This is a genomic window from Paenibacillus montaniterrae (genome assembly GCF_018403185.1).
GTDB classification, from domain to species: Bacteria; Bacillota; Bacilli; order Paenibacillales; family Paenibacillaceae; genus Pristimantibacillus; species Pristimantibacillus montaniterrae.
Genome location: NZ_BOSE01000007.1, coordinates 66171 through 83051, shown reverse-complemented (window position 1 = coordinate 83051; position 16881 = coordinate 66171). Strand labels below are relative to the sequence as shown.

General features: G+C 49.2%; 9 protein-coding genes. 8 read left to right on the top strand and 1 reads right to left on the bottom strand.

Annotated features, from left to right (window positions below):
* Positions 1-333: 333 nt before the first annotated feature.
* A complete protein-coding gene (locus KJS52_RS17635; protein WP_213517748.1) occupies positions 334-1470 on the top strand; it encodes a sensor histidine kinase in 1137 nt (378 codons plus the stop codon).
* A complete protein-coding gene (locus KJS52_RS17630) occupies positions 1467-2069 on the top strand; it encodes a response regulator transcription factor (protein WP_213517745.1) in 603 nt (200 codons plus the stop codon). Before KJS52_RS17635 ends, KJS52_RS17630 begins: the two co-directional genes overlap by 4 nt.
* A gap of 1113 nt (positions 2070-3182) precedes the next feature.
* Here KJS52_RS17630 and KJS52_RS17625 read toward each other — a convergent pair.
* Positions 3183-7025, bottom strand: coding sequence for a galactose-binding domain-containing protein (locus KJS52_RS17625; RefSeq protein ID WP_213517744.1), 3843 nt, complete (start codon positions 7023-7025; stop codon positions 3183-3185).
* A 297-nt stretch (positions 7026-7322) separates the two neighbouring features.
* Here KJS52_RS17625 and KJS52_RS17620 point away from each other — a divergent pair, with 297 nt between their 5' ends.
* The 6 genes from KJS52_RS17620 to KJS52_RS17595 all read left to right on the top strand — a co-directional run bounded on the left by KJS52_RS17620 (position 7323) and on the right by KJS52_RS17595 (position 16841).
* Positions 7323-9167 (top strand): sensor histidine kinase, encoded by a 1845-nt coding sequence (locus KJS52_RS17620; protein ID WP_213517742.1) that lies wholly within the window; start codon positions 7323-7325, stop codon positions 9165-9167.
* Positions 9168-9188: 21 nt separating this feature from the next.
* Positions 9189-10517 (top strand): response regulator transcription factor, encoded by a 1329-nt coding sequence (locus KJS52_RS17615; protein WP_213517739.1) that lies wholly within the window; start codon positions 9189-9191, stop codon positions 10515-10517.
* 99 nt (positions 10518-10616) lie between these two features.
* Positions 10617-11540, top strand: a complete 924-nt coding sequence (locus KJS52_RS17610; protein WP_246563693.1) for a carbohydrate ABC transporter permease — start codon at positions 10617-10619, stop codon at positions 11538-11540.
* Entirely contained in the window at positions 11537-12406 is an 870-nt protein-coding gene (locus KJS52_RS17605; RefSeq protein WP_213517737.1) for a carbohydrate ABC transporter permease, read from the top strand. The genes KJS52_RS17610 and KJS52_RS17605 overlap by 4 nt, the downstream gene beginning before the upstream one ends.
* Before the next feature lie 145 nt (positions 12407-12551).
* On the top strand, positions 12552-13991 hold the full coding sequence (locus tag KJS52_RS17600) for an ABC transporter substrate-binding protein (protein WP_213517735.1): 1440 nt from the start codon (positions 12552-12554) through the stop codon (positions 13989-13991).
* A 111-nt stretch (positions 13992-14102) separates the two neighbouring features.
* Entirely contained in the window at positions 14103-16841 is a 2739-nt protein-coding gene (locus tag KJS52_RS17595) for a discoidin domain-containing protein (RefSeq protein WP_213517733.1), read from the top strand.
* Positions 16842-16881: the final 40 nt, after the last annotated feature.

Sequence of the window (16881 nt, the reverse complement as noted above, 5' to 3'; positions counted from 1 at the left end):
GCACGATACTAGAGGGCGAGGAGCGCAGCGTAGATAGACCTACGTGAGCACCGGAGCCCTCGGTAGCGTGACATATTCGCCGCCGACTAAGCTATGTAGCAAATCATCGTCATCAAAGTCCGGCTTTTTAAATTTCCAATAATGAGGTTTAAAAAGCCGGGCTTTCAGGACCAAGAAGATGGCACGATACTAGAGGGCGAGGAGCGCAGCGTAGATAGACCTACGTGAGCACCGGAGCCCTCGGTAGCGTGACATATTCGCCGCCGACTAAGCTACGTAGCAAATCATCGTCATCAAAGTCCGTCTTTTTAAACTACCTCTAGGGGGGCTTGTATGGATAAATGGTACCAAACCTTCCACAAAGGCACAGGCCTGTCGCCGTATATTTGGCTGGTCTTTTGCATATTGCCGTTTTACTTCATATTCGGCCTGTCATCGACGATGCAGGTTGTAACAGGGACGATTCTGATCATAGCGTTCTTCATCTTTTACGTGCTGGCCTTTTTGTCGAAGGGTTGGCCGGTATATGTATGGACAAGTATGCAAATTGTAATTTCAATGGTTATGACCCTTGTTTTCAGCTATGTGTACTTTTCCATCTTTCTTGCATTTTTTATTGGCAATATTAAAAATAAAGCGGGATTTTATACGCTGTACATTATTCATTTGGCCACCACCTTTATAACGGTCAACTACGGTCTGGCTACACAGAGACAAATCTTTTTCACGCAGTTTCCGTTTATCTTAATCTGTCTAGTTGTAGTTATTCTGTTGCCTTTCAATACTTACAATCAGAAGAAGCAGGATCAGCTTGAAGATGAGCTTGAGCATGCCAATAAGCGGATTTCTGAGCTGGTGAAGCTGGAGGAGCGGCAGCGAATTTCGCGTGATTTGCATGATACGGTCGGGCAGAAGCTAAGCTTGATCGGGCTTAAAAGCGATTTGGCAGGCAGGCTGCTGCATAAGGATTTGGATAAAGCAGAAAGAGAGCTTAAGGACATTAGGCAGACGGCTCGCATTGCTTTAAAGGAAGTGCGTGAATTGGTTACAAAAATGCGCGGCACAAGCCTAGAGGATGAGGTCAACAATGTTCGGCAAATGCTGTCTGCTGCTCAAATTGATTTGGTGCTGGAAGGCGATCCGCGTCTGCAATCTACTGCGCTGCTGGCTGAAAATGTGCTTTGCATGTGCATGAAGGAAGCCGTAACGAATGTAGTGAAGCATAGTGAAGCTACGCGCTGTCGCATTGCGATTGAGGTTACCGCCGATGAGGTGCATTTGACGGTCGAGGATAACGGTATTGGTTTAGGCGACAAGCAGGATAGAAAAAGCGGCAACGGGCTGCGAGGTATGAAAGAGCGCTTGGAATTTGTTAATGGAACACTCATGATTTCTGGCGACAACGGTACAAGCTTGCATATAGCAGTACCAAATGCAGTTCGCCAGCCTATGAAGGAGTCGATAACATGATAAATATTGTTATTGCAGAGGATCAACGCATGCTGCTGGGGGCGCTGGCCTCGCTTATTGATCTCGAGGATGATATGCAGGTTGTTGGCAAAGCCTCTAATGGTGAAGAAGCTTTGCAGCTTGTTGAGCAGTTGAAGCCTGATGTGTGTATTATGGATATTGAAATGCCGATCAAGAGCGGGCTGGAAGCAGCCGAGGAACTGAAGGGCAGCGACTGCAAAGTGATCATTTTAACGACCTTTGCCAGAGCTGGCTATTTTGAGCGGGCGATGAAAGCAGGAGTATTCGGCTATCTGCTGAAGGATAGCCCTTCTGAGGAACTGGCAACATCAATTCGCAGCGTCATGGAAGGCAAGCGCATCTACGATGCCGAGCTGATGGACGAAGCCTACAGTGGTGGGGACAATCCGCTTACCGAGCGTGAGCAGGAGGTGCTAGGGCTAGTTGCTGACGGGAAAAACACGAAGGAAATCGCCAGCGAGCTGTTTTTGTCCACGGGTACAGTACGAAACTATATCTCAACGATATTGGAAAAGCTCGGAGTGAGTAATAGGATTGAGGCAATAACGCGTTTCAAAGAAAAAGGCTGGTTCAAATGAGAGAGAGGTAGTTTAAAAACTGGACTTTGATGACGATGATATTGCGTTGTAGTGTATTCGACGTCGAATCTTGAACGCTAGCGAAAACTGCGGTGCTCACGTAGCTTTCTGCCTACGCTGCGCTCCTCATTTTCTACTAGCGTCCAAGCTTCTTGGTCCTGAAAGCCCAGTTTTTAAACCTCTATTTGAAAAGTAGTTTAAAAAGTCCGACTTTGATGACGATGATATTGCATTGTAGTATATTCGACGTCGAAGATGTCACGCTACCGAAGGCTGCGGTGCTCACGTAGCCCTGCTCTACGCTGCGCTCCTCGCCTTCTAGTATCGTGCCATCTTCTTGGTCCTGAAAGCCGAGCTTTTTAAACCTCTATTTGAAAAGTAGTTTAAAAAGCCCGACTTTGATGACGATGCTGTGCGTTGTAGCTTAGTCGACGGCGAATATGTCACGCTACCGAAGGCTGCGGTGCTCACGTAGCTTTTTGCCTACGCTGCGCTCCTCGCCTTCTAGTAACGTGCCATCTTCTTGGTCCTGAAAGCCCAGTTTTTAAACCTCCATTTGAAGTGGAAGTTTAACAAGCACGACTTTGATGACGATGTTATTTCGTTGTAGCGGATTCGACGGCGAAGCTTGAACGCTAGCGAAGGCTTATGCTTACGAAGTATGTTTTCTGCGAAAACATTTGAGGTGCTCACGTGGCTTGTGCCTACGCTGCGCTCCTCATTTTCTACTAGCGTCCAAGCTTTTTGCTTCCTGGAAGCCTAACAAGCTACAGCGGAGGAGCAAAGCATCCGAAAAACGAAGTGAGTCGCCTTTAACATCGTAATGTAACCATTAAAATTCAAATAAGAACATTACGATTTAAAAAGCGACTGGAGGATGCTTAGCTCCGGAGCGCTGAAAGAACTTTGGGGTTTATTCAACATCGAAGTTTAACAGTCAAGAAAAAAGACACCAGCGGAGGAGCAAAGCATCCGAAAAACGAAGTATGTCGCCTTTAACATCGTAATGCAACCTATAAAAATTTAAAACAGGAGCATTACGATTTAAAAAGCGACTGTAGGATGCATTGCTCCGGAGCGCTGACTGGAGGATGCTTAGCTCCGTAACGCTGTTTACCAGTTGTTGCCTTCGAGGCGAATTATGTTAAAGTTCGGGCTGCCTTGCTCGCCGTAGATTGGTGCGACGCCTGGTTGATGGATTTTCACATTTTTAAAGCTTGCTTCACCTCTAGCCGGCCCTTGGCCTTGCTCGGCTCTTACGACGAGCTTGATGCCGTAGCGGCCAGGGTTATTAATGTTTACATTTTCGACGCGTACATTTTCCATTGCCAAATTTTCTGGTGATTTTGTCTGGAACATTAAGCCGAAGTAGACCGGATTGTTAATATCGATATTTTTGACGACGATGTTTTTGAAGGTGCGGTCGCCGCCATGAAACCAGATTGCTCCAAAGTTTTGATACTCATTGATTTTGTCATCCGCGCCTACACTGGTCCAGAAATCCCCGCCTGTTCGATCGAGCGTCGCGCCGTCAATGACGGTGTCTTGATCGCCAAAGCCCAACGTATTGTAGCCAAAGCTTAAGCTGCTAATCGTAATGCCCGGGTAGGTTAATGTGTCCGCCGCATACAGATTTTGAAATAGATTGCCAGAGCCGCCGTAAACAGCGAAGGCTGCTGCGCGTCTGACGCAGGTTGCGGTCAAGTTGATGTACTGATTGCCGACATTGTAGCTGCCGCCTGAGTCGATCGCGCTGAACAAGGCGAAGGCGTCATCGCCGGCCCCGCGCGAGTAGTTGTTGTCGATCACGTTGTAGGAGGAGCCGTTTGTCATATTAATGCCATCGGCGAACGTATTTTTGATTCGATTGTCTTTAAAGGTGTTGTAGGAGGAATTGACACCCCAATATAAGCAAATGAAATGCTCCACCCACAGATTTTGCACAGTCACGTTTTGCATGCCGTTGCCATCGATAAATTTGCCTGGCCCATCGATGCGGTACACATAGTTGCCCCAAGCGGATAAATCCTTAATGGTTGAGCCGTTAGCAGAGGAACCAATGTTAAAGCCAACATCCGTATTGGTCTGATTCTGCGGTGCAACCAGCTTCGTATGCCATGGACCGGCGCCGATTATTTCTGTAGCCCGGCCATACAAATAAATTTTGTTGCTAATTTCCCACTCGCCCGCCGGGATGAAAATGCCTTTCTTCGTACTATCCTGTCTAAATTCATTCAGTGCCTGCTCAATTGATTTCGTAGCTGAAACCTCGACATATTTTGCCGGATCGGGATTTTGCGCGGCTGGCGCAACATGCTCGGTTTCCAGCATATCTACGTAGATCCACGGCACATCGCCTGCGTCCTTCTGAATTTTAATTTTTGTGCCGGCAGGGTACACCTGATCGAGCAGCAGCTGAGCATCCTCATACAGCCAGTAAGCTGTCAGGCCAGGCCCCGGATCATTATTGTAGCCAAGCTGTCCCAGCGTGCTAGGCGTGGCGTATACATAGGCGTATTTGGAGCTGACATTGAAGCTGCCTTTGTCAACGCCGTCTACATAAAGGCTGATTGTTCCTGATGTGTTTTCAGCTACCGCATGGCGCAAAACGAAGGCATTTGCCGGAGCAGTTAGTGTAAACTCCACATATTCTCCCTGCGCATCAAGATATACAGCTGAGCGTCCTGAAGCCTCCCCTGCAAAATCTCCAGGCTTGAAGTTAGGCGCCAGGATGGTTCCGTTGGTCGTATTGGAGCTTGCCTCGGCTTCAAGCACAGTAAACGGCATATTAGCGCCGCGTCCGGCGTAAAGACTGGTGCTGCTCGTATTGTTGGCCTGCTTAAGCTCGGCTTCGTTGCTGTCGATTGAAACGGTTGTTGTAACAGTGTAGCTGCCATCAACTGCTGTCCAGCTGCCAATATTGACGGTTGCCGTTGCACCAGCAGCAAGCACGCCCTGATAGGAGCCGCTCCAGGCTTGAACAACTGCACCGCTGCTGTCTTTCAATGAAACGCTCAGCTGATGCGGACCAGCTCCAGAGGCGATGTTGCCTTGATTTTTTATATGAACGATGAAGGAAACCTGATCTCCATTGCTTGGGCTACCAGGGTTCCAGGCAGCAGTCGCAACCAAATCAGAGCTTGCAATTGGATTGACGGTAAGCGGCGAGCTGCTCGTAAAGCTGTTGTTGCTTTTATTTTGCTCGTTAACAAGCTTGCTTTCATCAACGATCGCGCTAATCGTGTAGCTGCCAGCATGTCTGCTGCCAATGTTTAGCGACACTACTTGCGATGACTGGGCAGACAAAGCGCCAACTGGAGCGCTGCCAAGCAAGGAATTGTCCGCATAGAAGCTGACTTCAGTAGCGGGCGAGCCAAGACTGCCGATATTTTCCACTGTCGTGTGCAGGACGATATCGCTTGTTTCCGTTGGTGAAGCTGGCGTCCATGTCACAGTGCTTATGATCAGATCCGGGTTTGGCGCTGGCGTCCCGTATATTTCCAGCTCGGCAACCTGCCCGGCTGGCGCACCAGTGTTGCTAAGCATATTTAATCGCAGCTGCTTCACGGTAGCTGATACAGGAATCGTGATAGTATTTCCTGTGTCCGGGTTAAACGAATAAGGCTGAGCGGCTGCAAGGCTGCTGAATGCTGTATTGTTGCTGCTGCCCAGCACTTCGATTGTTTGTGTGCGAGCTCCCCATGCTTGAGCAGGATTCAGCTTCACAACAACCGAACTAATAATATATTCCGCCTCAAGATCGACAGTAAGCTGACTTGGACTGCTTCCGCCTTCCCAATACGTCGTGGTGCTGCCATCATTGGCATTGCTGGCTATAAAGGTGTGTACAGTTGAGGAAGCGGTGATCGGTTTGTTCAGGGCAATATTGCTGCCCGCAGGCGGAGTCGCGGTAGGTGAAGTCGTAGGTGTAGCAGTCGGTGTAGCAGTCGGCGTCGCAGTAGGAGTAGGTGTAGGCGTCGCTGTCGGCGCAGGTGTTGGTGTCGCCGTAGGTGTGGCAGTTGGCGTTGCAGTAGGTGCAACAGACGGTGTAAGAGCAAGCTGGTCGAGATTGACGTTGCCCGTGTCGCCTGCATCATACTGAAATACAATCGTGTTGCTGCCCGCCTGCAATGTTATTTGCTCGGTTACGGTTGCCCATGAAGACCAGCTTGCAAGATTAGGCAAGGTCGTTTGCTTAAGCTTGCTGCCATTGACATACAGGCTGAGCGTGCGGCTGCCGTCTGTCGCATTGCCGTAACGGAGGATGGCGTCATAGCTGCCGGCTGCCGGAGCATTAACGGTAAATGAAGTAGCTGCGCCTTGATTCCAGTAGCCGTCAACAAAGCCGCTGCCATTGTAGCCGCTATGATCATTGTTGATCTTGGCCCCGCCCGATAGGCTGGCTTGCTCGGCTTGATAAACGTTGGAAGGCTCAGGCTGCTGTACTGATGAGCCATATACCTCCAGCTCGGAAAGCTGGGCTGCCGGCCAGGCCGTATTGCTGGCAAAGCTTAATTTTACATAGCGGGCAGCAACCGCTTCGAGCTGCAGCGCTACGAGATTGCCGCTTGCGGGCTGAAAGGTGAACGCGCTGGATGGGACAATCGTCGAGTAGCTTGTTCCATCTTCGCTGACCGATACTTCGATCGTTTGCGTGCGCGCCTCCCAACCGGCAGGCAGCTTAAGCACGAGCTGCTCGAGCTCGGCAGTCGAGCCTAGATCAACCTGAAGCCATTGCGGAAATGCATGGTTTGGACTTTCCCAGTACGTGCTTGAATTACCGTCTGTTACATGGCTTGCCTCATAGACATCTGTGTACCCGCTTGCAGTAACCTGCTTGCCTAATGCGAGATTGTGGTTCGCTTCAGCGGCGAAAGCGGGAGGTACGGCAAGCTGCGCGAGCAGCATAATAAGTGCAATAAACGAAAACCAGCATGACTTGAGCTTTTTGCTCATTCCATTCATCCTTTCCTATCAAATTTGCAAGCGCATACATGCTTGCCTAACCAGCATAGCCTATCGGTCGAGGGTGGCTGAATATGCAAAGCTACGATTTTTATGTGCAATATTATGCTTTATGTGCTTTAGCTGCGTGCAGGTAATGTGTATTTCTACGCATCTTTACCCGGCATAACCGTGAAATGCGTAATATTAGCTACACTGCACAGGTTGTTTTTTTGATATATTTCACTTACAAGTAAGTGTTCAAAAATGCTGGCTTTCAGGACCAAATATAACGACAGGAGATCCGCAATGCGCCTAATTCATATCAATCCGCTGACTCGCATGAATATGAAGCAGCAGCTGGTTTTATTGTTTTTGTTAATGGTAAGTCCGATTTTGCTGCTGCATTGGTATGGAAACTATGAGGCGGAGAAGCTGCTGAAAAATCATGTGACGAATGCCTATGTCGAGCTGATTAAGCAAAATCATACGCTCATCCATCGCGACATTGACAACGTAGGCAAAATCACCTCAACGATTATTCACAATCCGATTACCCAGCAGCTATCGCCTAACACAGACGATAGCGTCATCGAGCGTGTTCGCAAATACGACAGTCTTGACCGCTTGCTGGCCAGCTATTCGATCCCGTTAAATGGAGGGGAGGCCGTCTATTACTGGCTGTACATATACGATCCGCATGATGATTACTTTTTTGTACCGCGACAGCAATTCCAGCAGTCGGGCGTTCGCTTTTTTAACGACAGCACGAAGCCGTCATGGTATGACGATGCGATTAGCATGCGCGGCAGCGGCTATATGGACATCATTCCTTACCGAGTCGGCCATAGCCAATTTAATACGCTGGCCTACATTCGTGCAGTTGGCAATGTAAGCAACGGCAAGCAATTTCTAGGAGTGCTCGTTGCCATCAAAATGGATATAAAGTTAGCAGAGTCGCTGCAATCCGTGTCCTTGCCGGAAGGAATCATTCATTATGTTGATGACACTAACCGAATATTGAGCTCTACTGACGCCGCACGGATTGGCGAGCAGCTCGATGTGCCGCAGCAGCTGCTGCAGCCTAATGAGTCAAAGCAGGAGCTTAATCTTGATGACATATACTGGACCAGTGATTTGATTACCTCCGATTTCATCTATATTATGAGCCAGCATGAGCGCTCGGGACATCGGCTCATTTACGAGATTCCCGCCAAGTCGCTGCTTAAGCAGCAAAATGAACTGAAGCGCGTCATCCAAATTATTTCGATCGCTTATTTGCTGTTCGGCTGCATCATGCTCGTCTACTTTTGGCGCTCGTTAATGCGGCCGCTGCAAAAGCTCGCTTATTTTGTAAGAACGTATGAGCCAGGCAGGCTAGTGCCGGAAACGCCGTCCAAGCTGCGCAATGATGAGGTCGGCGTGCTAATGGCCGCCTTGTACGATATGGCGCGCAGGCTGAATGCGCTTATCCATTACAAGTACCGCATGGACTTAAAGGCGAAGGAAGCGCAGCTTCAGCTGCTCTATCAGCAAATCAATCCGCATTTGCTGTACAACACGCTTGAAAGCATTTACTGGAAAAGCACGCTTGAAGGCACGCATGAAACATCGGAAATGATCAAGGAGCTGTCCAAGCTGATGAAGATAGGGCTTAGCCGCGGCAAGGAGCTGATCTCGCTCGAGGAGGAGCTTGAGCATGCCAATGCTTACGTAAATTTGCAGCAAAAGCGCTATGCCTACGAGTTCCAGGTAAGCTGGGATATTCCCGATCCAGTCAAGCGGGTTCGCATTCCGAAAATTACACTGCAGCCGCTTATCGAAAACGCGATGATTCACGGCGTCAAGCAAATGGGCGAGGATGGAGAAATTGCCATTTCCGCGGAGCTGACTGGCGAGCGTGTCACGATCAAGGTGGAGGACAATGGCTACAAGCAAACGAATATTGCCGCAATTGAGCAGCTGCTGTACGAGGAGGAAGCCAATCCGAAGCTGGGCTACGGCATCCGCAACATTCATCAGCGCATTCAGCTGCATTTTGGCAATATGTACGGCTTGCGCTATCGTCATCGCGAGGGCGGAGGGACGGTTGCGATCATTGTACTGCCTGCAACGTACGAGCAGGCGGATGATGGTAATGAATTGGAGAAATGAGCAGAGAGAGGATGATGATGGATGTACAATCTACTGATCGTTGACGATGAGCCTTTAATTTGTGAAGGACTAAGCAGCCTGCTGGCGGCGTCCGGCATTAGCATCGATCATATTTATACAGCCCATAGCGGCTATGAAGCGCTCGACTATTTAAAGATGGAGCAGATTGATCTGTTGATTACCGATATCCAGATGGGCTCGATGAGCGGCATTGAATTGATGCAGCAGGCCAAAATTATTAAGCCATGGGTTCAGGTTATTGTTATATCCGCCCATGAAACGTTCCAGTATGCGCAGCAGGCCATGCGGCTGGGAGCGAAGGACTATTTGATCAAGCCGTTGAACAGCGAGCAGCTGCTGGCTTCGATTCGCGATGTGCTGCTGCACAGGAGCCGGGCAGAGCATAGTCAGGAGCAAATTCTTTCACAGTTTAACGACAGCTTTCGGATGCAGCAGCCTTCGCCTGAGCGCGCGCGGCTGCTTGGCAGACTGGTTACGGCGGACGAAAAGGAGCGCGCGGAAATTACGCATGAGCTTGCCCTGCAATATAGCACGATAGTTAGCGGGCCGTATTTTGCTATGATGAAGCTTAAGCTTGATCTGGCCAGCAGCAAGCGGCTGAATTCTGTGCAGGACGGGCAGCTGCTGCACTACGCAGCAATGAACATTGCCGAGGAGCTGCTTAATGAGCAATGGGATCATTGCACGTACCAGGAGGCAGAGCAGCCTATTGCTACCCTCGTGCAGTGGAGCGAGCAGCAGTATGGCGATGCCAGTGCGGACAAGGTCAATCAGCTAGAGATGATCGGCCGCAGCCTGCAGCATAATATTGAAAAATATTTAGGCTTGTCGGCAGTCATCGGCATCAGCCAAATTTTCAAAGGGCTTGAATTTATGAAGGAAATGGCTGATCAAGCAGATAAAGCGCTAGCCTGGAGTCGCAGATTTCCAGATCATTACGTGTTTTATTTCGGCGATTTTAAATGGGAGCTGTACGGAGACAGCGAGCCTGATGAAGCGGAAATTACGAAGCAAAATAATATGATTGTCGAGCGCTGCCGCAGCTACATTGAACAAAACTATGCGCAAAAGGGCTTGACCTTAAACGAAATTGCGCAAAAAAACCATGTCAGCCCCAACTATTTGAGCTATCTGTTCAAAAAGATTAGCGGCTACAATCTATGGGAGTACGTCGTCAAGCTGCGGATGGAGGAAAGCAAGCGCCTGCTGCTGCAAACGGATTTGCGGCGCTATGAAATTTCGGAGCGTGTCGGCTATGAGTCCCCGGAGCATTTCAGCAAAATTTTCAAAAAATATTACGGCATGAGTCCTTCTGAAATGAAGAAGTAAAAACGCCTATCATTCCGATAGATTCGCACATCGTATTGCCTCGCTCCTTTATCTAAAATGAACGATAGAAACGCACAAAAAGGAATGAGGGACTGCATTATGGAGCAAATCAAAGCTGTACAATCAACGCTGGCAAAGCCGCAAAAGCAGCGGTCAGGATGGAGCAAGGGCTATTTATGGGGATTTTTATTCGTCCTGCCCGCACTGGCGACCTTTACGCTGTTTTTGTGGCTTCCTATCTTTAAAGGGGTGCTGAATAGCTTTTACTACGTCGATTTTGTAAAGGGCGACTCCTTTGTCGGATTCGATAATTACAAGGCGATATTTTCCGATCCGGACGTGCTGACATCGGTTAAAAACACGCTCTACTATATGGGGCTGGCGCTGGCAATCGGCTTCTGGGTGCCGATTTTGTTTGCGCTATGCATTTCGGAAATGCGAAGGTTTCAAGGCTTCGCCCGCGTTGCCGCCTACTTGCCCTATGTTGTGCCATTCGTCGTGCTGTATGGCGTATGGCGCTGGCTTTACGATCCGGTAGGTCCGATCAATGCGTTGCTTAAGGCAATCGGAATTGGGCAAATCAACTTTATGGTTGATCGCAGCTGGTCGATGATTTCGATCGTCATTATGGAAACATGGCAAAGCTTTGGCTCGGCCATGCTCATTTATTTGGCGGCAATTTTAAGCGTGCCGCGAGACTGGTATGAAGCAGCGGAAATTGATGGTGCAGGCATATGGCAGCGCATTCGCCATATTACGCTGCCTGCAATTCGCAATCAAATTGTACTGCTGCTTATGCTTCAGCTTATTTCCACCTCACAAGGCTTTCAAACTCATTATGCGATGCTGGACGGCGGACCGAATAACGCAACGCTTACGTATGCGTTGCTTATTGTGAAGTATGCCTTTGTTAGACAGGACTATGGTGTAGCCTCGGCGCTTGGCGTGCTGATGTTCCTCGCATTAAGCATATTGGCAGTTATTCAGTATCGCGTGAACAACAAAGGAGGCGTCCAAGGATGAAATCGCATGAGCGTGGCATAATGTCCAGCTATGATTTGCAGAAGCCAGCAACCAGATGGGGCTACTATGCGATGAATGTACTCGTAGTGGCCATGATGTGCTGTATGATTTACCCGATTTTAATCTCTATGTTTAACGGCTTGAAGCTGAATACGGAGGTCAACTCATTTCCGCCTACATTCTTTCCGCGGGAGTGGCATTTTGAAAACTATATAAAGGCCTGGAATTATATCGACCTGCCATTTTACTTTAGAAATACGATTATTTTGTTCGTCGGCAATATGCTCGTTACCGTTGTTGTGCTTGGGCTTGCTTCCTATGCGCTGTCGAAGATGAAGGTTCCGTTCAAGAAAGGCATTTATTACTACTTTCTTATGACCTTGTTCATTCCGGCAACAACCTATATGATCCCCAACTTTATCAACCTGAAGGATTTGGGCTTAATGGGCTCCTTTGCGGCAATTTGGCTGCCTGCCGGCGCCAATGCGTTTTTCTTGCTGCTGCTGAAAACATTTATTGATGGCATTCATGTTGAAATTTTCGAGTCTGCGCGGATTGATGGCGCATCCGAGCTGCGCTCCTTTTTCCAAATTGCCTTTCCGCTGTCGATTCCGATCTTTGCCACGCTTGCGATCTTTCTGTTCTCGACAGCGTGGAATGACTGGTTTTGGCCGAGCTTTATTTTAAGCCAGGAAAATAAACCGCTTTCTGTTGCGATTAAAGACTTTGTGCTGAATGCACGCCGTCTGGATATGAATATTAAATTTGCGATTCTTACGATTGTGATGCTGCCGCCAATAGTGATCTTCCTGTTCTTCCAGAAGTTTATATTAAGAGGCTTGTATATGGGCGGGGTAAAGGGCTAATGGAGCGTAAATCGGCAGGTAATCGGCAGGCTCAGCCAAAGCATAGATTTGCACATGATCAGCATAGAGATGCACATCGCGCTTGGCATGCTGTTCCATTATGATGAGCGTGTAGCAAAAATTATCGAGAAAAGGGGAAATACAAATGCGTAAATTTTCATTTATGCTGACTGCATTGCTGGCGTTTGTGCTTGTTGCTACAGCTTGCAGCGGCAACAACGGTGCGAATACTCCAGCCAACAATAACAACACGACAACGCCTCCGGCCAATAATGCTTCAGAACCACCGGCAGAGGAGGATATTACTCAGAAGAAGGTAACGATTAGCGTTTATTATCCTACACCGGATCGCGTGGAGGATCGCGCGCTGGAGGACGATAAAATCAGACGCTTTAATGAAGTATTTCCGAATGTAGAAATTGTTAAGAGCGACTGGCAGTACAACCCGAGCGAGATCGGCATCAAAATGGGAGCCAACGAAGCTCCAACATTATTTAATACGTATGCGTCAGAGGGCAAATTTTTAGCGGAAAAGGGCTGGGCAGCCGATATTACTGAGCTGTTCAACAATTATGAGTTCAAGGATCAAATGAATCCGGTGCTGCAGGATCTGTTCATGGTGGATGGACGTATTTACGGCATTGCGCAGCAAGGCTACCCGACAGGGGTTGTCGTCAACAAAAAGATGCTAGACGAAAAAGGAGTAGCTATCCCGCCATATAATTGGACTTGGGATGACATGCTGCAGGCAGCGCAGGCGGTTGCTGATCCGGATGCGGGTATTTCCGGAATTGCGCCGATGGGCAGAACGAATGACGCAGGCTGGAACTGGACGAATTTCTTATTTACTGCTGGCGGCGATATCCAGCAGGTGGTTGACGGCAAGGTAACGGCGATTTTCAATTCCGAGGCTGGCTTGAAGGCGCTGGAATACTACAACAAGCTGAAATGGGAAGCTAATGCGATTCCGCAGGACTGGGCGCTTAACTGGGGCGATGCAGTCGGTGCATTTGCTCAAGGTCGCACAGCGATGGTCATTGCCGGACCTGACGGCCCTGTTGATCAAGCGTTGAATCAAGGCGGCATGAGGCTGGAGGATATTTTAGTTTATCCGATCCCTGCCTATGAGCAAGGCGGCAAGCATTACGGCGTGCTTGGCGGAGACTTCCTCGTCATTAATCCTAATGCAACGAAGGATGAGCAGGAAATTGCTTTCCATTACGCGACCTTTGATTATTTCTCCGATAAAGGGCTTGAATCACTGGAGCGCAACATTCAAGATCGCAAAAATGAAAATAAATACTTCGTGCCTGCTGTACTGCAGTATTACAAAGCAGATTCTGAATACGGCCAAAAAGTAACAGAGCTGTTCAAAAAGTACGACAACGTCTACCAGTACAATCAGGAAACATTGAGCTTGATCGATGGCAAGCCGGAATCGCAATATAATACACAGGATTACTATGGTGCGATGACTAACGTTATTCAAGAGGTATTCTCCAAGCAAGGCGTCAACATGCAGGAGCAGCTTGATTCGGCAGCCAAATTCATGCAAGAAAAATTTTACGATACGATTCAGCCATAGCTATTCACTATAGCGAGAGCTAAGCAGAGCAGTGCTGCTCGATTGTAGAGAGCATCTACACGGGCAGCCCTGCTTTTCTATTAAATGAGCTGAATGTGGACGGTGAGTATAATGAAAAAGCTTCGTTTGACTCGGCGGTGGATGATGTTGATCGGTGCTGTTTGCCTGGTGCTGGCAATCGGCATCGCCTATTTGATTGGGATAAGGAATGAGCGCAGTATGGTGAAGTTTATAGAAGCTGAGCAGCAGCTAATCGTCAAGCATGATCAATATGAGATTGCCTTCTCCAGACAAAACGGCGGCATTGCCTACGTAAAGCAGCAAGGAAGCGAGCAGCCGCTTTCTGTTGGCAATGCGTCTCTATGGCATGTCCTGCTCGGCGAAACCAGCTCTATCCAGAGCGCGGAAGCAGCCTCGTTCAGCTACAAATGGAAGCAAGCGGAGCGGGAGCTTCAACTCTCCTACGAGGATCCGCTGCCTGTAGAAATCCGCATCTCGTTTGCTGAGCCGCAGCGGATAAAGCTGCAGGCCTCACTTGAAAATAGTAGCAGCGAGGTGATTAAGAGCGTTCGTTTTCCGAATGAGCTGAAGGTAGACGAGGAGATTGTGCACGATGGCATGCTGCCTATGCTTCCAGGCGCCAAGCTGAAAGGAGCGTTTTTTACGGAGCATAATTCATTTGCCGATCAATACCCTGGAGTTATGTTTGCCTCCTATCTAGCAATCGACACGAAGCTTGGCGGCATGGCGATGTATGATGTGCATGATGAGACGATTTTGATGACGGAGCTCGGCTTCAAGCATCAGCTTCAAGATCCGGGAAAAACCTCGTTCGTTCACAATTACAAAACGTGGATCGAGCCAGGCCAGAAGTGGAAAAGCGCGAAGGTAGTCGTTGAGCTGGGCGGCGATTACGAGCAGTCAATTGTCAGCTACCGCGAACAGAATGGCATCGACCAGTATCGCTCGCTTGCAGCCAAGCTTGGCGACCATGCAGAGCAATACTATGAACTGCCGCTTTACAAAACAGATATTTCTGCGCTAAAGGATGCGAGCTGGCAACACTTGTCGGACAACTATGTTGACAAGCTCAACTACAGCGGCATGATTCATTTGGTTGCTTTCCAGCAGGGCGGACATGATGAGAACTATCCTGACTTTCTGCCGCCAGATCCGCAGTGGGGCGGAGAAGCGGCATTTACTGATTTCGTCAAGCGTGCGCAGGCAGCAGGCAACATCGTGGTGCCTTATACGAATATGAGCTGGTGGGGAATTAATGCGCCTACACTAAAAAAGCTGCCTGACGGCGTAACGCTGCAAGAGCTAATGGTGAATCGGGAAAATGGAACGATTGTACAGGAGGACTACGGTCCGCATAGTGGCTATGTGGTCAATACAGGGCACCCGTTTTTTTATGAGCGAACAGCAGAGGAGCATCGCAAGCTGATTGAAGAGGCTGGCTTTGACGGCATCTTCGAGGATCAATGGGGCATTCGCAATTCTCCATATGTGTTTAATCCCGCTATACCTGAAGGCACAGACCCATCGACGGCTTATTTTGCCGGTCTTCGCCGTTACGTTGAGCAGCTAAAGCACCCGTTGTACATGGAGGACGGTACAGATGTATTGGCAGACAACAGCATCGGGTTTATGGGCTCGACTTATTTGTGGGATGTGCTCGGCTATCGTAAAAATACGGCAACCTACACCGAATATTATCCGCTGTCTGGCATGCTGCTGCGCGACAAGGTGATGCAATATCATCATAATTTGGCTGGCGAAACGATGACGGACAATCTCGATATGCTGCGTTGGAATGCGGCTATGGGCTATAACTTGAGCGTCGACCTCTATCATGGTGTAACGAATCCATGGGTCGATGCGGCAGGGGTGCTGCAAAAGCATGTGCTTGCCCGTTATGCTGATGAACGAGTCGTCAGCTTTCAGCAGCCAGCACCCGATGTGAGCGAAACGAAGTTTGAAAGCTACACCGTTACGGCCAATTGGAGCAAGGAGCAGAGCTATGCTTTGAATGAGCAGGTTGAGCTGGCACCGGGCGGCTTTCATATTTCCTCGGCAGATGATGCAGTGAGAGCAGGCCACTATACGGTATACAACGGGCTGGAGCTGGATGCGGGCGAGCATTTGCTGGTAGAGCTGCGCGCTGCTGATCAAATTCGGGTTTATCAGCCGATCGGCTCAGATACGAGCTTGAAAATTAAAAAGCAGGCGGATTGGGCGCATACCGTGGCAACGGCCTATGAAGCCAATGGCAGAAAAATCGCTGAGCTGGTCGCAAGCGAGGCAGGCGACTATGTCAGCTTTGACTACGTCTCTGAAATAAAAGGTGCAAAGGTAGGCTATGTTGCGCTCGTTCGCAGCGATCAGCCAAGCGAAGCTGCGGAGCACTTTGCCAAGCGCCCAGCTGAGGTAAATGCGGCACTGGGCAAGCGGGCAACAGCAAGCTCGATTACAGCAGATGCCTTTGCGGCGGAGCTGACTGTTGATGGCGATCCATTTACGTATTGGGAAAGTACAGCTAACCGTTTTCCTCAATCGCTAACGCTCGAGCTGGACAGTGCGATCAAGGTTCGCAAGGTTAAGCTAAGGCTGCCGCCGCAGGACGCCTGGGAAGCGCGCACCCAGGAAATCGAGCTGCTTGGCAGCATCGATGGAACAGACTACACAACCTTGTATCCGCGCGGCTCGATCACCTATGATCCGGCATCGGGCAATGAGGTCGAGCTTATACTGGAGCCAGCTGCCGAGGCTAAATATATTCGATTAAGCATCTACGCCAACAGCGCATGGTCAGCGGCGCAGCTATCAGAATTTGAAGTGTATGAGTGACCATACAGCCCCATTAGAGCGCTCTAATGGGGCTGTATGA